We start from the raw sequence: 23336 nt of genomic DNA on the forward strand, positions 1-23336 counted from the left end.
GCCCGGGCACTGCCGACACCCTGGCTCGTGGCAAACAACCACAACGCCAGTTGCAGGCGTGGGCTGACCGGCGCTTGACCCGGACCATGGGCACGCGCCCGAACGGTCCCTTCAAGCGCGCTCAGATCGAGCCTCTCGACATAGGCCCAGATCACGCGTGCCGGATGCTCAGCCGGCAGCAACGCCTCAAGATCGACCGCCCGCAGCTCAACTTGATCGCGGACAGGCTCGCGAAGCCGGGCGCTTCCCGGCCAGTCCCGCGCAACCGCCTCTGCTTCAGGTAGATCACCAAACAGTGTTTCGCGTGACATCCGTGCCTCCATCGACCTTGAAAGCAGGGAATCATCCGACTCACGCTTACGCAAACAGAAACCCGCCAAATCACATAGATTCACAGCCTCTGAGGTGGCCGCTTCTTCAGCGGCCCTCGAAGGGTCGACGGCCACCAGCCGGGCCGATTCATCCTTCGAGGCTCGCAAGGGCTCGCACCTCAGGATGACGGGGTTGATTTGCTCAACTTACTCGGTGTCATCACCTGCGCGTGCGGGTGATCCAGTATTCCAGAGGCGGTGGTGAATGAACCGAGAGGCCGCGGCGTACTGGATCGCCCGGTCCATGTGCGCAATTGCGCACAAGCCGGGCGATGACAGCGGTGGGTGAGGAAAAAGCTTCACACCTTGTCAGGATGACGGGGAAAGAAGGCTACAAAATCGCGTGCGGCAGAAAGCGCGAGGTGTTGCCGGTGATCGGGTTCTCGTCCTCGCGGATCGACAGGCCGCACGGCGTGTGGTCGACCAGCCAGCTGCCGATCACCGGATATTGTCCGGAAAAATTCGGCAGCGGCGCCAGCGCCTGGCGGACAAAGCCTTCGGCGCCGTAGGGCCCTTCCTGCTCGACCAGCGTGGTGCCGGCGCTGACCAGGGCGACATTGGCGCCCTCGCGCGAATAGACCGGCTTGCGCACGAAGGAGGCGCCGAGCGATGCGGCCTGCGGGTCGTCCTCGAAATAGGCCGGCAGCAGGTTGGGGTGGTTCGGAAACATCTCCCACAGCAGCGGCAGGATGCCCTTGTTGGACAGGATCGCCTTCCACGGCGGCTCGACCCATTGCGTCGGTGCGGTGGCGAGGTTCTTGCCGAACGCGTCGTGGAACATCCACTCCCACGGATAGAGCTTGAAGGCGAGCCGGATCGGCCGGTCGTCGAGATCGACGAAGCGGCCGTCGTCGTTGAGCCCGATCTCCTCGATGTCGAGCACGGTCGTCTTCAGGCCGGCCTGAACCGCGGTGTCCTCGAGATAGGCGAGCGTGCCGGCATCTTCGGTATTGCCGGTCATGCCGGTGAGATGCAGCGGATGGGTGGCGCCGAGCGTCTTCCAGGCCTCGATCAGCCGGTCGTGGATCGAGTTGTACTGGTCGGCGCGCTTCGGGATGATGTTGCGCTCGATCGCCTGTTCAAGCCAGGTCCATTGAAACACCGCCGCCTCGAAGATCGAGGTCGGCGTGTCGGCATTGTATTCGAGCAGCTTTGCCGGGCCGCTGCCGTCGAATTTCAGATCGAGCCGGCCGTACAGGCTCGGCTCCTTGCGCCGCCAGCTCTCGGAGATCAGCGCCCAGAAGGCTTCCGGGATCTTCAGCCGGCGCAGGTAGCGCTCATCCTTGACCGTGCGCCCCACCAGCTCGAGGCACATCGCGTCGATCTCGCCGGTCGGCGCCTCGATCGCGCGCTCGATCTCGTCCAGCGTGAAGGCGTAATAGGCGCGCTCGTCCCAATAGCGTTCGCCGTCGATGGTGTGGAAGACGAAGCCGGCGCTCTCGGCGGTGGTCCGCCAGTCGTCGCGCTCGGGGCATGCGATGCGTTGCATGGGCTGGACCGTGGTCGTCGCGAGTTAGCTGCCGCCGTGCGAGGGATCGTCATCGCCGAAGCGGGCGATCTGGCGCGGCGCGCCGCCGAAGCCGCCGGAGACGGCCTCGCGGTTGGGCTTGCGCTTCGTTCCGGCCGCATGGTGGCGGCGGCCGCGCGCGTCGGCCGGCGTGGCGCCGACCGAGACCGCGCCGGCCGCAATGCTCCCCATCAATTTCAGCCAGACGCGGCGCGAGCGTTTCATGGCGAGATCCTTCCCAATACGGAGCATGGTCGAGTGTCCTTCAGCGGTGACGGTCAGGCAAGCGAAAGCGGATCATGCCACGCGCACGTGCCCAGGATGTGTCAGCCGCCGCTTGAGCCGAACGCATGCGCGAACGAGCCGAAGCCGCCGCGGCTCACCGACGAGCTCGAAGACGAGGACGAGGAGGACGACGAGCCGCCAGAGGAGGAATCGCTGCTGAAGAAGCTGCTGCGCGACGAGCTGCTGCCGCTGCCGCCATGGCCGCCGGACGACGAACTGCGCGGCGCGCAGTCGGCCGGTTGCGGGGTAACGGGCGCGGTCACGCCGGGCTGCGGCGGCGGGACGGGCTGGCAATTCTGCCGCGGCATCAGCGCGTAGGCGCCGCCGCCGACCGCGAGCGTGCCCATCACCAGCAGCGCGACATGGTTGGAGCGCTTGACGGGCGGGCCCTGCCGCGGCGGCACCGCCGGCACGGTCGGCCGGCGCTTGCCGAAATTGGGATCGGGTTTGCGCGACATCGTCAGTAGATCATGCAGGCCGCGTTCAGCGCGCCTGCAGCCAGCGATGACAGTCCGAGCCAGATCGCCGGTGCCAGTTCGCCGGCCGCGATCCGCGCCGACAGATTCGGCACCGGGATTTTGACAATGTAGAACACGATGATCTGCACGATCAGCGCGATCGTGCTCCAGACCATGCAATCGATCACATTGGCGGAATGGGCGATGGCGCTGACCACCGGCAGCACGAAGCCGAGCAGGCTGAGGCCGAGCGCGATCGCGGCGGCCGGATCGTTGTCGCGGATCAGCTGGAATTCGTCATGCGGCGTGACGCGGGTGTAGACGAAGAGGTAGGCGACCACGGCGATCAGCGCCGTGCAGAAATACACCAGAAACGCCGGCAGGCCGGCGAGGGATTGCAGAATCATGGAGTGGCGCCCGAACTACCGCTTGCCGTTGTTCTATAGCCGATTGGTCGCAGATGGCGAAGCGCAGGTTCGATCTCCCCGCCCGTTGGGGCTGCGGACGCCGCGCGCCTCAAATGCTGCCCGGGCTGTGAGCCGCTTCACACGATAATCTGGAATCGTCATCTATACGAAATACAACCTGTGGTGAAATGCCGTCGGCTTGGCGACCGCCCGGCCACGCCCGGCCGGTCGACACTTGGCACGGCAAGCCCAAACCCGGGGATTTCGAGGAGGACGACGATGAGAATACTGGTCAATGCCGCACTCGGCTGCGCCTTGTGCCTGCTTCCCGTTGTGCAGGCCGCGGCGCAATCAACGCCCAACCCGGCGATGAATGCGCCGGATCAGCTTGCCTGGCAGTTCTTCATCCAGGTGAACACCCGCGCCGGCGGCAGCAACGCCCTGTTCGAGACCTGGGCCAGCGACACCGACACGTTCAAGATGAATCCCGAGTTTCCGGCGACGGCGGCGCCGCTGGCGCTGCGTGAGCCCGCGGTGCCGGCCCTGGGACGACTGGCGCTGCAGCGGGCGGGCAAGCTGCTTCCGGCAGTCCCGCCCGGCAAGGGCGTGCTGGAGGAGTCGCGGCGCAACAAGGACTCGTTCGATTTCATCGTCCAGAACAACCTGTACAAGGTGTCAGGCCTGCGCGCCGCCTTCGGCAAGACCATCTCATTTCCGGTCGGCGCGATGGAGGTCAAGGCAAACTGGATGTTGGTGGCCGACATTCCCGAATTCAGCGGCGGCAGGGTGACGCTCGCCGATGTGCCAAAGGTGTATCACGTCAATACCGGCGCCGACGGCAAGCAATATGCCTTCGTCGCCATGCACATCATCTCCAAGGCGGTTCCGAACTGGACGTGGGCGACGTTCGAACACAAGTTCAATCCAGCGCGATGCGACATCATCGGCTGCCGGGATTCGTTCGGCGCGCAGACCAATCCGGTGCTGCCCAATGCGCAGCCGAACCAGGGCTATCCCGATTGCGTCAAGACTCCGGCGCTGCAGGCCATGATATCATCCGCCGACTGGGATCCGGCGTTTGCCAACTATTGCCTGAAGGGATCGCAGACCGACTTCACGGACGCCACCGGGCTTGACATCCGTGTCGGCAATTCGGTCACCGAGAGCGGCTTCGTCGATCAATCCTCCTGCATCACCTGTCACGGCCGCGCGGCCTGGGACAGCAAGGGCGCAGCGACCTCCTTCGCAGGGTTCGACGACAATGGTGCACCGCTCGGCCCGATCCAGCCGAGCTGGTACTGGAGCTTCTCCAGCCAGCCGCCGATCTTCCAGGGCATGAGCGGCCTGACGCAGATCGCGACCTCGGCCGACTTCGTCTGGTCGATCCCGTTCTGCGTGGTCGACGATACGCAGACCCCGCCGGTGCTCAACCGGAACTGCCAGGGCAAATGAGCGGTCGCGACCGGTGACGGGCCAAACGATAGAACTCGCCGGCAGCTATCGCGCCGCGCCGCCCGGCGCGACCAATGTCGGCGAGGTCGATCCCGACGAGCGCATCGTCCTGACCGTCTACCTGAAGCGGCGCACGCCCGACACCTTCGAGCCGGGCTGCGCCGAAGACCTCGCACGGCTGTCGAAACCGGTCACGCGGCGCGCTCTGGCGGCGCAGCGCCGCCGCACCCACGCCCGCGCCGCCGCCCGCATCAAGAAGCTGGCGGCGAAGTTTCACGTCACGGTGCTCGAGATCGACCTGCCGCGGCGCATCGTCGTGCTGGAGGCCACGGCACGAACGCTGACGGAGGTGCTCGGCGCGACGCTTCGCATCTACGATGACGGCCGCAGCCGCTTCCGCGCCCGCGTCGGTGCCCTGGTGGTGCCAAAGGAGATCGCGCCATGGACCCGTGCCATCCTCGGCTTCGACCAGCGGCCGGTGTCGAGGCCGCAGCCGCGGTTGCGCGCACTCGCCGGTGCCGGTGCGGGTGCCGGACTATGGCCGACGGAAGTTGCCGCGCTCTACGGCATTCCGCTCGATCGCGACGTCTCGAACGTCTGTGTCGGCATCATCGCGCTCGGCGGCGGTTACCTCGCCAGCGATCTGGCGCAGGCGTTGGCCGCCACGGGGCGCGCTGCGCCCAAGGTGATCGATCAGCCGGTCACGATCGGTGCGCCGCCCGGCGGCAACGCTGCGCCCGGCAATCAATTCGGCGGCGGCACGGTGTCGGACCAGGAGATCGCGCTTGATCTGCAGATCCTGGCAAGCCTGCTGCCGGGTGCGCGGATCGTGGTCTATTTCGCCGGCAATACCATTCAGAGCCTGGTCGGCGCGATCAACCAGGCGATCTTCGACGCGGTCAACCGGCCGCAGGTGCTGTCGGTCAGTTGGGGCAGTGCGGAAATGTTCTGGAGCGCGTCCGCGCGCGACGCGATGCAGGGCGTGCTGGCCGACGCCAAGCGATTGAATGTCACGGTCCTGTTCGCCGCCGGCGACGAGCTCGCGACCGGAGGCCTGACCGACGGCAATGCGCATGTCTGGTTCCCCGCATCGAGCCCCTATGCGCTCAGCTGTGGCGGCACGCAGCCGGCCACCGCGGCACTGAATGAGGAAGTCGTCTGGAACGAGGGGGGCACCGGCACCGGTGGCGGGATCAGCGACGTCTTTCCGGTACCGGCCTATCAATCCGGTCTGGTGCTGCCGCCCTCGGTCAATGATGGCGCGGTGCGGCGCGGCGTTCCCGACGTCGCCGGGGCTGCGGCCGGAACGCCGGGCTACCGCATCGTTCTCAATGGCAGTGTGGTGATCAAGGACGGCACCAGCGCCGTCGCGCCGCTGTGGGCCGGGCTGATCGCGATCGCCAATGCCGGGCGCGACTTGCCGATCGGCTTCGTCAACTCCGCGCTCTACTCCAATGCGGCGCTGTTCCGGCAGATCGAACATGGCAACAACCGGGTGGACGGCAAGGGCTACGATGCAGGCCGCGGCTGGAACGCGTGCACCGGATTGGGCGTGCCGAAAGGCGCCGATCTGGTTGCAGCCCTGGGCGCGATCCCCGTGGCGTGACCATCACAAACAAAAACCCCGCCGGTGAGGGCGGGGTTCAGGTCGGGTGCACCGGAGGATTAGGCGGGGATGCGCTCGTCGGCCTCGTGCGGCTCGCGCAGCACGTAGCCGCGGCCCCATACGGTCTCGATGAAGTTGCGGCCCTCGGAGGCGTTGGCGAGCTTCTTGCGCAGCTTGCAGATGAAGACGTCGATGATCTTCAGCTCCGGCTCGTCCATGCCGCCGTAGAGATGATTGAGGAACATTTCCTTGGTGAGCGTGGTGCCCTTGCGCAGCGAGAGCAGCTCCAGCATCTGGTATTCCTTGCCGGTCAGATGCACGCGCTGACCGCCGACCTCGACCGTCTTGGTGTCGAGATTCACCACGAGGTCGCCGGTCTGGATCACCGACTGGGCGTGCCCCTTGGAGCGGCGCACGATGGCGTGGATGCGGGCGACCAGCTCATCCTTGTGGAAGGGTTTGGTCATGTAGTCGTCGGCGCCGACGCCGAGACCTTTGACCTTGTCCTCGATGCCGGCGAGGCCGGAGAGGATCAGAATGGGAGTCTTGATCTTCGACACCCGAAGCTGCTTCAGCACGTCGTAGCCGGACATGTCGGGCAGATTGAGGTCGAGCAGGATGATGTCGTAGTCGTAGAGTTTGCCGAGATCGACGCCTTCTTCACCAAGGTCCGTCGTGTAGACGTTGAAACTCTCGGATTTGAGCATCAGCTCGATCGACTGCGCGACGGCGCTGTCATCTTCAATCAGCAAAACGCGCATGCCAGTCCCCTATAGTCGCCGCTCCGGGCGTCAGGTCGGCCGCACTTGCGGCACTCACAAAACGCCTTTGACAACTGATTCGGATCCTGACGAGCTATGGTTAACAAAAACTGATTCCTTCACGCAAGCTCTAACCGTGCAATTTTTGTCGAATCGCCCTAAGATATTGCGTAGAAGAAGCTTTTCCTACCTGCGCTCGTTCAGATTCCAGATTAAGAGCCGGGCCTAACCGACTCTCGCGACTCGCCCTTCTTCTGATGGGCAAGCGACCTCAGTCACCAAAGACAGTGACGCAATGATTAATGATGCGGGTAAACACGAAGTTAAGCGGCCGGGCCAAAATCGTGGAAACTTAAGGTTTTCGCAATGAAGGCCCTCGCGGAACAGATTACCGACATCGACGGCGTCAATATTTATGGCCGCGTCGTCGGCGTCCGCGGGCTGATGGTGGAGATCGCAGGTCCCATTCACGCGATGTCGGTCGGCGCCCGCATCGTAATCGAAGTCGGCGGCGGCCGCGTCATCCCGGCCGAGGTGATCGGCTTCTCCGGTGAGAACGCGGTGGTGATGCCGTTCGGCGGCCTCGAGGGTGTGCGGCGCGGCTGCCGCGCCGTGATCGCCAATGCGGCGAGCCAGGTGCGGCCATCGCCGGCCTGGCTCGGCCGCGTCGTCAACGCGATGGGCGAGCCGATCGACGGCAAGGGCCCGCTGCCGCAGGGCGCCTCGCCGATGCCCTACCGCAACCTGCCGCCGCCGGCGCATTCGCGCCGGCGCGTCGGGCCGCCGCTCGATCTCGGCGTGCGCGGGCTCAATACTTTCCTAACCTGCTGCCGCGGCCAGCGGCTCGGCATCTTCGCCGGCTCCGGCGTCGGCAAGTCGGTGCTGCTGTCGATGCTGGCGCGCAACGTCGATGCCGCGATCTCGGTGATCGGCCTGATCGGCGAACGCGGCCGCGAGGTACAGGAGTTTTTGCAGGAAGATCTCGGCGAGGAGGGGCTGAAGCGCTCCGTCGTCGTGGTCGCGACCTCGGACGAGCCGGCGCTGATGCGGCGCCAGGCGGCCTATCTGACGCTGTCGATCGCCGAGTATTTTCGCGACGAGGACCAGGACGTGCTGTGCCTGATGGACTCGGTGACGCGCTTTGCGATGGCGCAGCGCGAGATCGGTCTGTCGGCCGGCGAGCCGCCGACCGCCAAGGGCTACACCCCGACCGTGTTCACCGAGCTGCCGAAGCTTCTGGAGCGGGCCGGGCCGGGCACGAGCGCCGGCACCATCACCGCGATCTTCACGGTGCTGGTCGACGGCGACGATCACAACGAGCCGATCGCGGACGCGGTGCGCGGCATCCTCGACGGCCATATCGTGATGCAGCGCTCGATCGCCGAGCGCGGCCGCTATCCGGCGATCAACATTCTCAAGTCGGTCTCGCGCACCATGCCGAAGTCGGCCGATCCCAACTTCCTGCCCTTCATCAACAAGGCCCGCCAGGTGATGGCGACCTATGCGGACATGGAGGAATTGATCCGGCTCGGCGCCTACCGGCCGGGTTCCAGCGCCGAGGTCGACGAGGCGATCCGGCTGCACGAGCCGCTGGAGGCGTTCCTGCGCCAGGGCAAGGACGAGGCCAGCGGCCTCGCCGAGGGCTACCAGCAACTGGCTCAAATCCTTTCGGGTTTGGAAACGGAACGCTAACTTTGTCAGGCCATCATCGGCGCCACACCATTAGCGAAGCCGGCGGGGCCCAGCGGGGAGCCGGCTCTGTCCCGCGTTCAGTTTCGGGACTTCTGGGGAGTATGAGTCGATGAAGTCACGTGAAACGCTGATCCGCCTGAAGAAGTTTCAGGTCGACGAAAAGCGCCGCCGGGTCACCCAGATCGAAGGCATGATCGCCGACTTCCACCGCATGTCGGTGGAGCTCGAGCGCGAGATCCAGGTCGAGCAGGAGCGCGCCGGGATCAACGATCCCACCCATTTCGCCTATCCGACCTACGCCAAGGCGGCGATCCAGCGCCGCGAGAACCTGACCCGCTCGGCCGACGAATTGCGCGTCCAGCTCGAGGACGCCAAGGCGCTGCTGGCGGAAGCGTTCGAGGAGTTGAAGAAGGTCGAACTGCTCGACGAGCGCGACCAGGCGCGCGAGCGCGCCGAGGAGAGCGCCCGCGAGCAGGCCGACATGGACTCGATCGGGTTGATGCGCGCCCGTCTCGGCGTCATCGCCTGACGCGCTCTATCCACTGCCGACCACATCCGAGCCCGGGCCCTTGGCCCGGGTTTTTCGTTTTGAGGATGTCCACAACGGGGGCCACTGGTGGACCGTGGTGTCCCGAAATATGCTACGACCGGATCAGGTCTGGCGACCTGGCGATCGGCAGCGGTTGGAAATGAGGCGAGGGGGGACGCGGGTTTTGGGGGCGCAAGATGCTGACGCCAGCTGAGCTGGTCTGGCTGATCGCCGCCGTCGCGAAGGGGGATCAGGCCGCCTTTGAGCGGCTCTACGCCGCGACCCGCGCGAAACTCTTTGGCGTCGTGCTCCGTATCTTGCGCAGGCAAGACCTCGCCGAGGAGGTCCTCCAGGAGGCCTACGTCAAGATCTGGAACAGCGCCGGACAGTTCAATCCAGCCCTGTCTTCCCCGATCACGTGGATGGCGTCGATCGCGCGCAACCGCGCCATCGACGTGGTGCGCAAGCGCGGCGAGGTCTCGCTGGAGGAGGAGCCGGCGGCCATGGAAGTCGCCGCGGATTCGCCCGATCCGCTGGCGCGACGGGAGATGACGGAAGAGTTGAAGCGATTGCTGGAATGTGTCGGCCGGCTGGAGCCGGATCGCCAGAAGCTCGTGCTGCTCGCCTATTACAACGGCTGGAGCCGCGAGCAGCTCGCCGCAAAGTTCGAGACGCCGGTCAATACGGTGAAGACCTGGCTGCGCCGCAGCCTGATGGATATCCGGGAGTGTCTTGGACTCTGAGTGATGGCCCTTAGTGAAGACCATATCGCGCTCGCGGCGGAATATGCGCTGGGCACGCTCGATGCCGGGGAGCGCGCCCAGGTCGAGAGCATGATCGCCGACGACGCCGAGTTCGCCGGCGTCGTGCAGGCGTGGGAGTTCAGGCTGGCCTCGCTGAACCAGATGGTCGGCGCGGTCGTGCCGCGCCCGGTGGTGTGGGAGAACATCAAGGCGGCGATCGGCCATTCCACCGAGCCGCAGGCGCCGCCGGTGCTGCCCGAGCGGCAGGTGCCGCCGGTGCTGCTGGAGCAGCAGGTGCCGCTCGTGCTGCAAGAAACGCCGCCACCCGCGCCGCCGTCAGCTCCGCCGCAGTTTGATCTCGGCGAGATCAGGCAGGCCATCGGCGACGGCAACGTCATCGAGCTCTCGACCCGCGTGAAGCGCTGGCGCCGCATCGCCTCGATGGCGAGCGCGATTGCGGCGGCGCTGCTGGTGACGCTGAGCCTGCAGGTCTTGCAGCCCGACGCCCTGCCGAATGCGCTGCGGCCGAAGCCGCGCATCCAGACCGTGGAGGTGAAGGTGCCGGCGCCGGCGCTGACGCCGTCCTCGCAATATGTCGCGCTGCTGCAGGGCCCGGCCGGCGGCCCGGCCTTCATCATGACCATCGACGGCGCGACGAAAAACTTTACCGTCCGCAAGGTCGGCGCCACCTCCGAGCCCGGCAAGAGTTTTGAGCTCTGGCTGATCTCCGACAGACTGCCGCAGCCGCGCTCGCTCGGCGTGATCGGCGCCGGCGATTTCACCGCGCGCCCGGTGCTGTCGGGCTACGATCCCGACGTGATCAACGGAGCCACCTATGCGGTGACCGTCGAACAGGCCGGCGGCTCGCCGACCGGCCAGCCGACCTCGGCGCCGATCTTCACCGGCAAGCTGATCGAGACGGTGCCGGGCGGGTCGGACGCGCCGCCGCGGTAAGCGTTCTGCTCAGCGCACTCATCGTCGAGGCGGTGCCGCGCTGCTGCCCCGTCACACGTCATTGCGAGCGAAGCGAAGCAATCCATCCTTCCGCATGCGCGGTGGCAATGGATTGCTTCGCGGAGCCTTGTCATCGGGCGCGCGTTCGCGCGACCCGTTGGCTCGCAATGACGCGGATAGAGCTGGATGGCACCCGCACAAAAAGAAAACGCCCGTGGGGAGCGGGCGTTTTCAACAGTCAACTTGGGGGTAGTTGGGGGTCTTAAATATCCACGTAGCGACTTTGGGGGGCTGTAAAGAGACTACGTGAATTCCGTGAAACTCTCCTGTTAGCGAGCCTGCCGATCAACGGACCAGCGAGTTGCTCGAGCTTGTGATTGCAACCGGCTTGCCGGCCTTCATGACACGCGCCGTCTGGGTGTAACCCTCATCCGACGCGTTGTGCACCGCGATGCCGAAGCCGGCGACCAGGATACCAGCGGTCAGGGCAACCACGACGATCTTCAGATGCGTCATGCGATCTGCGCTATAGATCGAGTGGTTCATGGAAGTCTCCTGCCGCCTTCCTACTCTTCGGAGATTTGTCGGTCGGCTGGGCCGGCCGGTTCAAAATCTCTCGCCCCGCTAACGTAGGATTCGCCGATTCCGTTCCCAAGAGGCCATCACAAGGCCGTGATGAGACGTGATCCGTCGCGATCGAAAGTGCCCCTCGACGGCGTCCATTTCACATTAACAGCCAGTAATATCAATTACTTGTTCGAGTGGTGGAGTGCCAGATCCCAGATAGGGCCGTTCCGGACGATTTCACAACAAATCAGTTGCCTGTGACGCAAAAGCACGCCGCAAAAAGCGGCTGATTTGCCTTCCACTTAGACGCTGCCGACCGTCTTCAGCCGGGCGCGCGGATGGATCTCGGCCTGCGACAAAACGGTGGTCTGCGAGCGGAACCGTTCAACCAGCGAGCGAACGAAGGGACGGATCGCGGCCGACGTCACCAGCACCGGCGCCTCGCCTTCGCGCGCCGCCTGCTCGAAGGCGTTGCGGACGGCGGTCATGAACTCGGAGAGCTTTGAGGGTTGCATCGCCAGGCTGCGGTCGTCGCCGGTGCCGACGATCGACTCGGCGAACGCCTGCTCCCAGCGCGCTGACAGCGCGATCAGCGGCAGATAGCCGTTCGGCGAGGTGTTTTGCGCGCAGATCTGCCGCGCCAGCCGGGCCCGGACGTGCTCGACCATGGTGGCCGGATTGCGCGAGAACGCCAACGCGTCGGCGATGCCCTCGAGGATGGTCGAGAGGTCGCGGATCGAGATGCGCTCGGCGAGCAGCAACTGCAGCACGCGCTGGATGCCCGAGATCGTGACCTGGCCCGGCACGATGTCCTTGATCAGCTCGCCCTGTTCCTTGGGCAGGTCCTTGAGCAGCTTCTGCACCTCACCATAGGACAATAGGTCCGCCATATTGGTCTTGAGCAGCTCGGTCAGGTGCGTCGACAGCACCGTGGCGGCGTCGACCACGGTGTAGCCCTTCAGCGCGGCCTCTTCCTTCAGGCCGGCATCGACCCAGGTCGCCGGCAGGCCGAAGGTCGGCTCCAGCGTGTTGATGCCGGGCAGCTGCACCTGGTTGCCGGCGGGGTCCATGACCATGAACTGGCTCGGCCAGATCCGTCCCGTACCGGCGTCGACCTCCTTGATCTTGATGGCGTAGCTGTTGGCCTCGAGCTGGACATTGTCGAGGATGCGCACCGCCGGCATCACAAAGCCCATCTCGACCGCGAGCGAGCGGCGCAGCGCCTTGATCTGCTCGGTGAGGCGGTCGGTGCCGTCGGGGCCGTTGACCAGCGGCAGCAGCGCGTAGCCGAGCTCGATCTTGAGGTCGTCGATCTTCAGCGCGGCCGATATCGGCTCCTCGGCGCTGGCGGCGGCCGCGGCGGCGGCGGGGGCCGCAGCGGCGGCCGCCTCGGCGGCCTTCGCCACCCGCTTCTGCTTGCGCGCGCTCCAGGCCAGCGCGGCGGCGCCGGAGCCGAGCGCCAGGAACGGCAGCGTCGGAATGCCCGGCAGCAGCGCCAGCACCAGCATGACGCCGGCCGACATGCCGAGCGCCTGCGGATAGCCGGAGAGCTGGCGCATCAGCGCCTTGTCGGCGGCGCCGGTGATGCCGGCCTTGGAGACGAGCAGGCCCGCGGCGGTCGAGACGATCAGTGCCGGCACCTGGGTGACGAGGCCGTCGCCGACGGTGAGCACGGTGTAGGTGCGGGCGGCCTCGCTGAAGGAGAGGCCCTGCTGGGCGACGCCGATGATGATGCCGCCGACGATGTTGATGCCGACGATCAAAAGGCCGGCGATGGCGTCGCCGCGGACGAACTTCGAGGCGCCGTCCATGGCGCCGAAGAAGCCGCTTTCGTCCTCCAGCGCCTTGCGGCGCTCCTTGGCGGCCTTCTCGTCGATCAGGCCGGCGGAGAGATCGGCATCGATCGCCATCTGCTTGCCGGGCATCGAGTCGAGCTGGAAGCGCGCCGCGACCTCGGCGATGCGGCCCGAACCCTTGGTGATGACCACGAAGTTCACGATCACCAGGATCGCGAACACGATGATGCCGATCACGAAGTTGCCGCCCATCACGAAGTTGCCGAACGCTTCGATGACGTGGCCGGCGGCCGCCGTGCCCTCGTGGCCGTGGCTCAGGATCAGCCGGGTCGAGGCCATGTTCAGCGACAGCCGCAGCATGGTCGAGATCAGCAGGATGGTCGGAAACGACGAGAATTCCAGCGGCGCCTGGATGAACAGCGAGGTCATCAGGATCAGGATCGAGACGATGATCGAGACCGCCAGGAACAGGTCGAGCACGATCGAGGGCAGCGGCAGGATCAGCACCACCAGGATGGTGAGGACGCCGACCGCGAGCGCGATGTCGCCGCGTTTGAGGATGTCGCCGATTTCGGCGAGGCTCGGCAGTCCGTTCTTGCCCGCCGTGCCCTGACCCGCTGTGACGTCGACCATGGTAGCCGTATCCCCCCGCGACTGGCGGCTGCGAGCGCCAAACGTCTGCGCGGCGGCCGAAGGGCCGCCGTTTCGAAAGTGAGGCACCGCGCTGGCGTCCACGGGGATCTCCACCCGCTAGTCGCGACCGACGACACTCGACTTCACTCGGCAATTCTTGCCGGGTGTATGGTTAGCAAAGGGTTAATAAGCGCCCTCTCAAGGCCGCGCGGGGACGTCGCGGGCGCCGGGCACGCGGGATTCCCGGTCGGGGGACCGTCCGGCTGTGGGGGCGGGGTAGCGGCCTCTATCTCAGCGCACCGAGCACGGCGCCCGATGCGGCGATGATGCCGAGCGTGATGACGCTGGCGCGCCACAGCAATTGCTGCCGGGCGGCGCGGCGGTCGTGGAAGGCCAGCCAGTCGTGGACAAAGCCGGCGGGGATGTCGAACACCACCGCCGACTTGTTGCGATGGTGCGTTTCATGCTCGCAGTACATCGTCCGGACCGTCGGCACACCCAGCCGCTCGAGCTCGCAGTGCCACTCCCAGGCATGCTTGCCGTTGGTCCAGCGATTTTCGAAAGGGACAACGTGTGATTCCATGACGAGCCTCCTGGCTCACCTGAACCCACGTGACCATTCTAGCTCAAGATGCGAACCGGCGCGAGATCGGTGTCGGCCGCCCTCGCGGCAATCACGACGCCGCTAATTGGCGGGCCGCATCCATCTGCGCCAATGCGTCGGCTGGATGTCGAGATGCTTGCTGCCGGCTTGGTCGACCCATTCGGCGCCGTCGCGGTGGCAGGGGAACATGAGCGCGTGGACCATGCCGTCATAATCGAGGACACAGACCTCGAGCTCGCGGTCCGACGGGGCTGACGCAACGGGTAACCACTCTGCTGACGACGAATGCATGATGACCCTCCGACAGGTTGCGCTTCGATCCTCATACCTTGCGAACTGCGCGCCATCCGGCGGGATGATAGAACCGGATGGCGGGCCGCCAGTGTGAACCGGCTCGCATTGTAGCAGTTTCTTCGTCAGCATGGATCACGGATCGACGGCCGATATTCCCGGAGCCGGCGGAACGCGGCGCGGATTGAACTTGCCGGCTCGGCGCCCGACCAAATGCAAACCGAACGACCTTCGTCAGGGATCTTGGATGCCAAACCCGATGCGCCGCACCATCGCATTGACAAGAAAGCGTGGGCTCATGACGCGGGGACTTGTCGCCGCGATCCTGGCTTGCGTTGCGACCGCCGCAGCCGCGAAGCCGCCCGGCGCCGAGGCCGTGATGATCCGCATGATCGCCTGCGACGGCGAGGGCGTCCGGATGGAGCTCTATCTGCCGCTATCGGTCGATCGCCATATGCGGGGCGGACAATCGGTGATCGGCTACTACGCGCTCGATCTGACTGACGTGAACAAGGGCAAGCCGCTTGAGCCGGTGCGCGTCACCCTGAGCACCGACGAGAAGACCGTGACCGTCGATCAGTACCTCCGCGGCCTGCCGCCGACCCGCATTCCGGTCGCCGGCGGCACCGTCGACTTCGACCAGCGGTTCGCCAAGCACGCGAAGTGCGGCCCGTTCCAGTCGCAGGATCCGAATTTCGGCAATTAGGTGCGCGGTCTCGCGACCTCCCCATGCCGTCGTCCCGGAAGTGCGTCCCGGCGCTACTGCATGCCTAATCTCTCGGCATGTGGCTTGACCCGTAGGCGAAAGCCGACGAAGTTCGCGCCGCCGTGGATACTTATTCTCAATACTCCCCCCGATACGCCCAGTTTATTCCCGACTCGCGCCGGGCATGGCTGCGGCTTGCCGTTGCCGTGGTCATCGGCTCGCTCGGCAGCGTCGGCATGTGGTCGGTCGTCGTGGTGTTGCCGGTGGTGCAAACCGACTTCGGCGCCACCCGTGGCACCGCCTCGCTCGCCTTCACCATGGTGATGCTCGGTTTTGGCATCGGCCAGGTGGTGACCGGCAAGATCAGCGACCGCTACGGCATCGTGGCCGCGATCGGCGTCGGCATCGGCATTCTCGGTCTCGGCTATGTCGGCGCCGGCTACGCGCCGTCGATCTGGGCCTTCAACCTGCTGCATTTCGCCATCGGCCTGTCGTCGGCCGCGACCTTCGGCCCCCTGATGGCGGAGGCCTCGCACTGGTTCGAGCGCTACCGCGGGCTCGCGGTCACGATCGCGGCGAGCGGCAACTATGTCGGCGGTACGATCTGGCCGCCGCTGGTCAATTTCGGCATGCAGAGTTTTGGCTGGCGCTCGACCCATATCGCGATCGGCATCTTCACCGCGGTGGCGATGACGCTCGCGCTCGTGGCGTTGCGCCTGTTGATGGGCGCGGCTGTCAGGCGCAGCCATGCCAACGCGGCGCCGCCGCGGGTTGACTTGCGGCTCTCCACCAACGCGCTGACTGCGGTCCTGGCCTTGGCCTCGATCTCCTGCTGCGTGGCGATGTCGATGCCGCAGGTCCATATCGTCGCCTATTGCGGCGACCTCGGCTACGGCGTGGCGCGCGGCGCCGAGATGCTGTCGCTGATGCTCGGCTTCGGCATCATCAGCCGGATCGGCTCGGGCTACCTCGCCGACAAGATCGGCGGCCTGCGCACGCTCTTGATCGGTTCGATCGCGCAGGGCGCGGCGCTGCTGTTCTATCTGTTCTTCGACAGCCTGACCTCGCTCTACATCATCTCGGCGATGTTCGGCCTGTTCCAGGGCGGCATCGTGCCGAGCTACGCGATCATCGTGCGCGAGGCGATGCCGGCGTCGGAAGCCGCGACCCGGATCGGCATCGTGATCTTCGCTTCGGTGTTCGGCATGTCGTTCGGCGGCTGGATCTCCGGCGTGATCTTCGACGCCACCGGCTCCTACGCCGCGGCCTTCGCCAATGGCCTCGCCTGGAACCTGCTCAATGTCAGCATCGTGCTGCTGCTGTTGATGCGGGCGCGGCAGCGGCGGCTCACCTCTCCCTTGGGACGTAGCGCCGGGTGAGGGGTTACGGTCTCTCATTGGAGCTGGCGGCCCTCACCCGATTTGCTGCGCAAATCGACCTCTCCCCGTCGGGGAGAGGTGGACCGAACCCGGGGCAGTCACACCGCCTGGCCGGCCTTGCGCAGCGTGCAGCCTGTGATCTTCAGGCTGCCGTCGGCCTGCCGCTCCAGCGTGTAGAGCGCTTGCCACGCCTCGCCATTGGCATCGACGATGTCGACGCGCTGCGCGATCCAGTCGCCCTCGCTCTTCGCCTCGCCGAACTCGAAACTGCGGTGCCGATAGACCGGCGCGTAGCTCTGCTGCACCATCGACATGAAGATGTCGGCCTGCGGAAAGATCTGTCGGATCGCGGGCGCGGCGTAGGAATACGCGGCCGCGGCATCGTCGCGGCCGAATGCCTGCTCCTGCGCTCGGATCACCTCTTGCGCCGCGGTCACATCGGCGGCCGCCGCCGGCGTGATCAGGGCGAAGACAAGCACGGTGATGAGGGCGAGCGCGCGCATGCGGGACTCCAGCTCGGATACCTGCAGATAGGCAGCATATCATAGGCTGGTTTCCGAAGCCGCCAGGGCCAACCGGGGCGGCCTAAAAATCCCATCGGCAATGGATCGACGGCGGCCAGAACTCGGTCGAGCAGGCTTTGGGCGACAGCCAGTTCACGAAGAAGATGCAGCCGTACAGGATTGCCGCCGATACGAAAATCGACGTGATGAGCTGCCGTTTGGGCTTGGCGGGCGCATCGTGCATGGCCCTGATTAGTCGCCCGAGCCGCCTGCCGGTTCGAAGGCGGCCCGCGCCGGTCAGCGGATCGAGCCCTTGAAGCGGTCGATGTCGGGCGAGGGCCGGGCGGGAAACAGCCGGGCGGTCGAGGAGACGTCGAGCCGGCGCCGGCACTTCTGCTCGTCGGCGTCCTTGTTTTCGCTGCCGTCCTTGTTGCTGTAGCGCTTCCTGGCGAACACATCGTCCTGCCGGTTGACGATCAGCATGCTCCCGTCGCGCTCCAGCGTGTCGGGGTTCTTGCGCGCCTCGTCGGAGCGGAAGCTGCCGCGCACGATCTTTCCGGTCATCTCATAGTCGCAGCCGGCCTTCCAGTCGCCCTGGTCCCACTTCCAGCCGGTGGCAGTCACGGTGCCGTCGCTGTCTGTCGTGACCTTGATGATGGCGTTGTAGGCGAGCCAGACCCCGGTGATGCCGCTGCGCTTGTCGTCAAAGCCTTCGAGCAGCGCCAGCCGCTCGCGCTGCAGGGCGTCGAGATGGTCGCGCGCGTCGGTGGTGGCGTGAATCTGCGAGGTGGTCTTTTCCCAGGCTGGATGCAGGAATTCCGGATATTGCTCGGTCTGGCTCTTCACCCAGTGGCGCTGGTCGTCGGTCAGCGCGCGCCGCGTCGCTTCGTCGAGCCGCGGCTGCAAGGCCTTCCAGGCGCGGTTCAGCCTGATGTCGTTGTCGGCGAGGTCGGGGTCGGCGCAGATCTCCTCGTCGGTCGCGGTCTCCGGCCTGGTGCAATCGAACGTCGGGGTGACGAAGGCAGTGGTCGCCTTGTCGGACGTCGCCTCCTTGCCGGCGCCAAAATAGCTGCCGGTGATCTGCGCCATCGAATCGCAATCGCTCAGGCCGGCCCAGTCGTCGTCGCCATCGCTCCCGACGATGCGCAGCGTGTCGCCCTGGCGGCGCATCTTCAGCGCCGGCGGCTTCGCGGGCTTGCTGCCGGCATCGGCGCTTGCAGGCTTCTCCGCCTCCTTGCCGGCAAGCACGGGGCCCGCGAGCCAGCCTGTCGCCACGGGCTTCAGCAGCGCGCCGAACTTGCAGCCGCGGTGCCGGTTGCTGCCGTAGTCCGATTGCAGCTCGACCGCGACGCGATAGGCACCGTCGTCGGCCGGCGTGACGCTGATCTTGCCGAAGGCGTTGATCCATTGGCCGGCAAGGCCCGGCCGGCCAAAACCATCGGCGATGCCGTCAAGCGACGCGATGCGCCGGCGCAGCGTCTCGGCAAAATTCTGCCTGAGCTCGTCCTGGTCGGCCTGGGTCATCGTGTCGGCGGCCTCCTGGATCATCTCGTTGAACCAGGCCTGGTCGCGCTTCAGCAGCGGCTTGATGTTGGGCGGCGTCTTCGCCAGCGCCGCATCGAACGCCTTGTCGATCTGTCCGATCTGCATGTCGTAGCCGGCCTTCTTGCAGTCGGCCGTCTTGATCCGGTCGCTGTCGGTATCGCCGCACAGCTTGATCGCGGTCGGTGCGCTGCTCGACGCGCGCAGATAGTCGTCCAGCGCCAGCGACGGGCGGGGGACCAGGACCGTGATGGCCGCGGCGAGGGCGGCAAACCGTAACGAACCGGGCATGGAGATGATCCGCGGGCCGCGCCATGCAGCCCCTTGCGGCTTGGGTCGCACGCCGCGTCCGCCCGGTTCAAAACGACGGCGGCGTGCAGGCCGAGATCACCTCGCAGGCCTTGGCGCCGATGCAGCGGAAGCGGTGCGGGCGGCGGCTCTCGAAATAATAGGCGTCGCCGGCGTTGAGCACCCGCCGCTCGTCGTCGACGGTGACCTCGAGCCGGCCGGAGACCACGATGCCGCCTTCCTCGCCCTCGTGCTGCAGCGGCACCCGCCCGGTGTCGCTGCCCGGCTCGTAGCGTTCTTTCAGGATCTGCAGGGCGCGGCCGAACAGATTGTCGCCGACCTGCATGTAGGAGATCGGCTTCTTGCCGATCTCGGTGAGTTCCTCGGCGCGATAGAACGCTTTGCGCGGCCGCTCCGGCTCGATCGCGAAAAATTCCGCGAGCCCCATCGGGATGCCGTCGAGGATGCGCTTCAGCGCCCCGACCGACGGGTTCATCTGGTTGGATTCGATCAGCGAGATCGTCGAATTGGTCACCCCGGAGCGCTTGGCGAGCTCGCGCTGCGACAGCTTGGCGCGCGCACGAATGAATCGCAGCCGTCCGCCGATATCGACGCTCATGACAAATCCCTGTTGCAGGTGTTGCGGATCGAACAAATCTTGGCAGACCGCCTCAATCAGATCAATGGCTTGCGCTGCGACAGAAAAGGACTTGTTGAGTGATGGGAAGCGTGGTCCGACTATAGGAAACTCATAATGGAGCGCCCGCCGTGACCGTTCATCAGATTCCGAACACCATCAAGACCGACTCGTTCTGGATGCCCTTCACGGCCAACCGGCAGTTCAAGAAAGCGCCGCGGCTGTTCTCCTCCGCCAAGGGCATGTACTACACCGCGGTCGACGGCCGGCAGGTGATCGACGGCTCCGCCGGCCTGTGGTGCGTCAATGCCGGTCACGGCCGCCCGCAGATCGCGGCCGCGGTCGAGCGCCAGCTCTCGACGCTGGATTTCGCGCCGTCCTTCAACATGGGCCATCCGCTGGCGTTCGATTTCGCCGAGCGCCTCGCCGAGATCGCGCCGAAGGGGATGGACCGCATCTTCTTCACCAATTCGGGCTCTGAATCGGTCGACACCGCGTTGAAGATCGCGCTGGCCTATCACCGCGCCAACGGCCAGGCGACCCGCACCCGCCTGATCGGCCGCGAGCGCGGCTATCACGGCGTCGGCTTCGGCGGCTTGTCGGTCGGCGGCATGGTCGCCAACCGCCGCCAGTTCGCCACCCATCTGCCCGGCGTCGATCACATCCGCCACACCCACGATCTCGCCCGCAACGCCTTCGCCAAGGACCAGCCGGATCATGGCGCCGAGCTCGCCGACGACGTCGAGCGCATGGTGGCGCTGCACGGCGCCGACACCATCGCCGCCGTGATCGTCGAGCCGGTGCCGGGCTCCACCGCGGTGCTGCCGCCGCCGAAGGGCTATCTGCAGCGGCTACGCGAGCTCTGCACCAAGCACGGCATCCTCCTGATCATGGACGAGGTCATCACCGGCTTCGGCCGCCTCGGCACGCCGTTCGCCGCCAATTTCTTCGGCGTGACGCCGGACATGATGACCACCGCCAAGGGCATCACCAACGGCAGCGTGCCCTGCGGCGCGGTGTTCGCGAAACGCGAGATCTATGACGGGCTGATGGTCGGCCCCGACAACGCCATGGAGCTGTTCCACGGCTACACCTATTCGGCGCATCCGGTGGCCTGCGCGGCCGGCCTTGCCACGCTCGACATCTACAAGGACGAAGGCCTTCTGACCCGCGGCGCGCAGTTCGCGGAGTACTTCCGCGACGGCCTGCACTCGCTGAAGGGCCTGCCGAACGTCATCGACATCCGCAATCTCGGCCTGATGGGCGCGATCGAGGTTAAGCCGCGCGACGGCGCGGTCGGCGCGCGCGGCTACGACCTGATGGTCGACTGCTTCAACAACGGGCTCTATTTGCGCATGAGCGGCGACTCGCTCGCGGTGTCGCCGCCGCTGATCGTCGAGAAGAAGCACATCGACGACATGGTCTCGATCCTCGGCGACGCCATCAAGCGCGTGGCCTGAGAATTGCTAGGGCTGAAGTGCCGAAGCTGATGAAGCTAGGTCGAGGTGTGGCGGCAAGGAAAACTGCGTCCCCTCTCCCGCTTGCGGGGGAGGGTTAGGGTGGGGGCTCTCTCCACGAGTCGTGTCGTGGAGAGAGCCCCCACCCGGATCGCATCTGACGATGCGATCCGACCTCCCCCGCAAGCGGGAGAGGTGCACGGATCCTGCGGCAGCATCGAGTCAATCCAACATCGAGCTTCAGCTCGATACAAATAGCTGTCGCCGCTGCGGAGCAGAATGGTTTCGCAGCGGCGATAGCGTTTTTTGCTGCAGGATGTGAGGAAAAGTGCAGGTCCTAATTCTCGGCAGTGGCGTGATCGGCGTCACCTCGGCCTATTATCTCGCGCGCGCCGGCCATGACGTCACGGTGATCGACCGCCAGCCGCAGCCCGCGCTGGAAACCTCCTTCGCTAATGCCGGTGAAGTGTCGCCTGGCTACTCCTCGCCCTGGGCCGGCCCCGGCGTGCCGGTGAAGGCGGTGAAGTGGCTGTTGATGAAGCACGGCCCGCTGGTGATCCGCCCCAAGCTCGATCCGGTGATGTGGTGGTGGCTGCTCAAGATGCTGCGCAACTGCACCTCGGCGCGCTATGCCGTCAACAAGAGCCGGATGATCCCGATCGCGGAATACAGCCGCGACTGCCTGCAGGCACTGCGCGCCGAGATCGGCATCAAATACGACGAGCGCGCGCGCGGCACGCTGCAGCTGTTCCGTTATCAGGCCCAGCTCGACGGCACCGCCGAGGACATCGCCGTATTGAAGCAATACGGCGTGCCCTACGAGGTGCTCGACCGCGACGGCTGCATCGCCGCCGAGCCGGCGCTGGCGCTGGTGAAGGACAAGGTCGCCGGCGGCTTGCGCCTGCCGCATGACGAGACCGGCGACTGCCACATGTTCACCCAGGCGCTGGCGCGCGAGGCCGAGAAGCTCGGCGTGCGCTTCAACTTCAATGTCGGCATCGACGGACTGAACGCGGATGCGACGCGCATCACCGGCGTTGCGACCAGCGCCGGCGTGATGACCGCGGACGCCTATGTCCTCGCGCTCGGCAGCTATTCGCCGCAGCTGGTGCGGCCGCTCGGCATCTCGCTGCCGGTCTATCCGGTCAAGGGCTATTCGATCACGGTGCCGATCAAGGACGCGGCCGGTGCGCCGGAATCGACCGTGATGGACGAGAGCTATAAGGTCGCGATCACGCGGCTCGGCGACCGCATCCGCGTCGGCGGCACCGCGGAGATCTCCGGCTATTCGAAACAGCTCTACCCGGCGCGGCGCGCCACGCTGGATCATTCGCTGACCGAGATGTTTCCGCGTGGCGGCGATCTTGCCAAGGCCACCTTCTGGTGCGGCCTGCGTCCGATGACCCCCGACGGTCCGCCGGTGATCGGCAAGACGCGCTACGCCAATTTGCATCTCAACACCGGCCACGGCACGCTCGGCTGGACCATGGCCTGCGGCTCGGGCCGCGTGCTGGCCGACATGCTCTCCGGCAAGACGCCCGAGATCGACACCAAGGAACTGTCGATCACCCGCTACGATCACCGCTTCGGTTAGCTGTCGCCGTCACGGCGAGATGATGTCCGCCTTTCACATCCTTGGGAACGAGACCTGGCGCAACCCGTTGCCCGGACTCGAACCAGGAAAGGACATCACATGAAGAAACTGGCAACGCTCGGTCTCGCTGCGGCAATGATGCTCTCAACCCCGCTCGCCTTCGCACAGGGCGGCGGAGCCGGCGGTGGTGGTGCAGGCGGGGCCGGCGGCGGATCGGCAGGCGGTGCGAGTTCGGGCGCCGGAACGGGTAGCTCAGGCGCCGGTTCGGGCACCGGCGGCACGACGGGCATGGGCGGAGGAACCGGCTCCGGGATGAGCAATCCACCCGGCAGCAGCACCGGCAACATGAACGATCCGGCGACCACGACGCCGAACTATTCGACAACTCCCAACAACAATCCCGCCACGGGTTCGGGAACGTCGAACCTGCCGGGCAACAGCAATGGAACGCGGACCAATCCGCGCTGACCGCAATCGTCCAAAGTGAGATCAAATTGGGTTGAGGCGGTCAGGCCACAGACTCGCTTTGCCTCTCCCGCTTGCGGGGGAGGCCGGCTCGCATCGCAGATGTGAT

The 23336-nt window shown here is 65.9% G+C and carries 24 protein-coding genes and 1 pseudogene; 11 read left to right on the plus strand and 14 right to left on the minus strand.

All coding sequences use genetic code 11. The features are described 5' to 3' along the window. The 5 genes and pseudogenes from CI41S_RS36070 to CI41S_RS36090 all read right to left on the minus strand — a co-directional run. Nucleotides 1-311: pseudogene (locus CI41S_RS36070) on the minus strand (IS5/IS1182 family transposase); the annotation flags it as partial. A gap of 391 nt (nucleotides 312-702) precedes the next feature. After that, nucleotides 703-1860 carry a glutathionylspermidine synthase family protein gene (locus tag CI41S_RS36075; RefSeq protein WP_139863767.1) on the minus strand — a complete coding sequence of 386 codons (1158 nt, stop codon included), beginning with the start codon at nucleotides 1858-1860 and terminating at the stop codon, nucleotides 703-705. A 24-nt stretch (nucleotides 1861-1884) separates the two neighbouring features. Continuing rightward, nucleotides 1885-2103, minus strand: coding sequence for a hypothetical protein (locus CI41S_RS36080; protein WP_139863768.1), 219 nt, complete (start codon nucleotides 2101-2103; stop codon nucleotides 1885-1887). A gap of 101 nt (nucleotides 2104-2204) precedes the next feature. Continuing rightward, on the minus strand, nucleotides 2205-2621 hold the full coding sequence (locus CI41S_RS36085; RefSeq protein WP_139485831.1) for a hypothetical protein: 417 nt from the start codon (nucleotides 2619-2621) through the stop codon (nucleotides 2205-2207). Nucleotides 2622-2623: 2 nt separating this feature from the next. Further along, entirely contained in the window at nucleotides 2624-3028 is a 405-nt protein-coding gene (locus tag CI41S_RS36090; protein ID WP_139863769.1) for a DUF350 domain-containing protein, read from the minus strand. Nucleotides 3029-3307: 279 nt separating this feature from the next. Here CI41S_RS36090 and CI41S_RS36095 point away from each other — a divergent pair, with 279 nt between their 5' ends. Next, nucleotides 3308-4480: a hypothetical protein gene (locus tag CI41S_RS36095; RefSeq protein ID WP_139863770.1), complete on the plus strand. Its 1173-nt coding sequence runs from the start codon at nucleotides 3308-3310 to the stop codon at nucleotides 4478-4480. Nucleotides 4481-4493: 13 nt separating this feature from the next. Continuing rightward, complete coding sequence (locus CI41S_RS36100; RefSeq protein WP_139863771.1) at nucleotides 4494-6086, plus strand: S53 family peptidase; 1593 nt, start codon at nucleotides 4494-4496, stop codon at nucleotides 6084-6086. 59 nt (nucleotides 6087-6145) lie between these two features. On the opposite strand, the gene ctrA is transcribed toward CI41S_RS36100, so the two are convergent. Continuing rightward, a complete protein-coding gene (gene ctrA / locus CI41S_RS36105; protein ID WP_016848562.1) occupies nucleotides 6146-6847 on the minus strand; it encodes a response regulator transcription factor CtrA in 702 nt (233 codons plus the stop codon). Between the two features lie 366 nt (nucleotides 6848-7213). Between ctrA and fliI the strand changes: the two genes are divergently transcribed. The 4 genes from fliI to CI41S_RS36125 all read left to right on the plus strand — a co-directional run bounded on the left by fliI (nucleotide 7214) and on the right by CI41S_RS36125 (nucleotide 10765). Further along, on the plus strand, nucleotides 7214-8539 hold the full coding sequence (gene fliI, locus CI41S_RS36110) for a flagellar protein export ATPase FliI (protein ID WP_139863772.1): 1326 nt from the start codon (nucleotides 7214-7216) through the stop codon (nucleotides 8537-8539). Nucleotides 8540-8648: 109 nt separating this feature from the next. After that, nucleotides 8649-9068, plus strand: a complete 420-nt coding sequence (gene fliJ, locus CI41S_RS36115; protein WP_139863773.1) for a flagellar export protein FliJ — start codon at nucleotides 8649-8651, stop codon at nucleotides 9066-9068. Between the two features lie 197 nt (nucleotides 9069-9265). Beyond that, nucleotides 9266-9811 carry a sigma-70 family RNA polymerase sigma factor gene (locus CI41S_RS36120; protein ID WP_139863774.1) on the plus strand — a complete coding sequence of 182 codons (546 nt, stop codon included), beginning with the start codon at nucleotides 9266-9268 and terminating at the stop codon, nucleotides 9809-9811. 3 nt (nucleotides 9812-9814) lie between these two features. Next, nucleotides 9815-10765 carry an anti-sigma factor gene (locus CI41S_RS36125; RefSeq protein WP_139863775.1) on the plus strand — a complete coding sequence of 317 codons (951 nt, stop codon included), beginning with the start codon at nucleotides 9815-9817 and terminating at the stop codon, nucleotides 10763-10765. Nucleotides 10766-11110: 345 nt separating this feature from the next. Here the strand turns inward: CI41S_RS36125 and CI41S_RS36130 are convergent, their stop codons facing one another. The 4 genes from CI41S_RS36130 to CI41S_RS43875 all read right to left on the minus strand — a co-directional run bounded on the left by CI41S_RS36130 (nucleotide 11111) and on the right by CI41S_RS43875 (nucleotide 14656). Next, complete coding sequence (locus CI41S_RS36130; protein ID WP_139863776.1) at nucleotides 11111-11311, minus strand: hypothetical protein; 201 nt, start codon at nucleotides 11309-11311, stop codon at nucleotides 11111-11113. A gap of 323 nt (nucleotides 11312-11634) precedes the next feature. Continuing rightward, nucleotides 11635-13761: a flagellar biosynthesis protein FlhA gene (gene flhA, locus CI41S_RS36135; RefSeq protein WP_172628334.1), complete on the minus strand. Its 2127-nt coding sequence runs from the start codon at nucleotides 13759-13761 to the stop codon at nucleotides 11635-11637. Between the two features lie 286 nt (nucleotides 13762-14047). Beyond that, nucleotides 14048-14344 carry a hypothetical protein gene (locus tag CI41S_RS36140; protein ID WP_139485841.1) on the minus strand — a complete coding sequence of 99 codons (297 nt, stop codon included), beginning with the start codon at nucleotides 14342-14344 and terminating at the stop codon, nucleotides 14048-14050. 102 nt (nucleotides 14345-14446) lie between these two features. Next, the gene (locus CI41S_RS43875; RefSeq protein WP_172628335.1) at nucleotides 14447-14656 is read right to left on the minus strand and encodes a hypothetical protein; all 210 of its coding nucleotides are present in this window, start codon (nucleotides 14654-14656) and stop codon (nucleotides 14447-14449) included. Nucleotides 14657-14954: 298 nt separating this feature from the next. On the opposite strand from CI41S_RS43875, the gene CI41S_RS36150 reads away from it, so the two are divergent. Together CI41S_RS36150 and CI41S_RS36155 are read left to right on the plus strand one after the other, a co-directional pair. Next, nucleotides 14955-15362 carry a hypothetical protein gene (locus tag CI41S_RS36150; protein ID WP_244626795.1) on the plus strand — a complete coding sequence of 136 codons (408 nt, stop codon included), beginning with the start codon at nucleotides 14955-14957 and terminating at the stop codon, nucleotides 15360-15362. A gap of 122 nt (nucleotides 15363-15484) precedes the next feature. Continuing rightward, nucleotides 15485-16741 carry an MFS transporter gene (locus tag CI41S_RS36155; protein ID WP_139863779.1) on the plus strand — a complete coding sequence of 419 codons (1257 nt, stop codon included), beginning with the start codon at nucleotides 15485-15487 and terminating at the stop codon, nucleotides 16739-16741. A gap of 98 nt (nucleotides 16742-16839) precedes the next feature. On the opposite strand, the gene CI41S_RS36160 is transcribed toward CI41S_RS36155, so the two are convergent. From CI41S_RS36160 to CI41S_RS36170, 4 genes are all read right to left on the minus strand, one after another. Further along, on the minus strand, nucleotides 16840-17244 hold the full coding sequence (locus tag CI41S_RS36160) for a DUF4864 domain-containing protein (protein ID WP_172627084.1): 405 nt from the start codon (nucleotides 17242-17244) through the stop codon (nucleotides 16840-16842). An 82-nt stretch (nucleotides 17245-17326) separates the two neighbouring features. Continuing rightward, nucleotides 17327-17488, minus strand: coding sequence for a hypothetical protein (locus CI41S_RS43880; protein WP_172627085.1), 162 nt, complete (start codon nucleotides 17486-17488; stop codon nucleotides 17327-17329). Nucleotides 17489-17541: 53 nt separating this feature from the next. After that, a complete protein-coding gene (locus tag CI41S_RS36165) occupies nucleotides 17542-19077 on the minus strand; it encodes a lysozyme inhibitor LprI family protein (protein WP_139863781.1) in 1536 nt (511 codons plus the stop codon). Between the two features lie 67 nt (nucleotides 19078-19144). Next, a complete protein-coding gene (locus tag CI41S_RS36170; protein WP_139485846.1) occupies nucleotides 19145-19693 on the minus strand; it encodes a cupin domain-containing protein in 549 nt (182 codons plus the stop codon). A 149-nt stretch (nucleotides 19694-19842) separates the two neighbouring features. Between CI41S_RS36170 and aptA the strand changes: the two genes are divergently transcribed. The 3 genes from aptA (at nucleotide 19843) to CI41S_RS36185 (ending at nucleotide 23230) form a co-directional block, all read left to right on the plus strand. Then, a complete protein-coding gene (gene aptA / locus CI41S_RS36175) occupies nucleotides 19843-21171 on the plus strand; it encodes an omega-aminotransferase AptA (RefSeq protein ID WP_244626796.1) in 1329 nt (442 codons plus the stop codon). Between the two features lie 325 nt (nucleotides 21172-21496). Further along, the gene (locus CI41S_RS36180) at nucleotides 21497-22762 is read left to right on the plus strand and encodes a D-amino acid dehydrogenase (RefSeq protein ID WP_139863783.1); all 1266 of its coding nucleotides are present in this window, start codon (nucleotides 21497-21499) and stop codon (nucleotides 22760-22762) included. 99 nt (nucleotides 22763-22861) lie between these two features. Continuing rightward, on the plus strand, nucleotides 22862-23230 hold the full coding sequence (locus tag CI41S_RS36185) for a hypothetical protein (RefSeq protein WP_139863785.1): 369 nt from the start codon (nucleotides 22862-22864) through the stop codon (nucleotides 23228-23230). Nucleotides 23231-23336: the final 106 nt, after the last annotated feature.

Source organism: Bradyrhizobium ivorense (assembly GCF_900696085.1).
Classification (GTDB): Bacteria; Pseudomonadota; Alphaproteobacteria; order Rhizobiales; family Xanthobacteraceae; genus Bradyrhizobium; species Bradyrhizobium ivorense.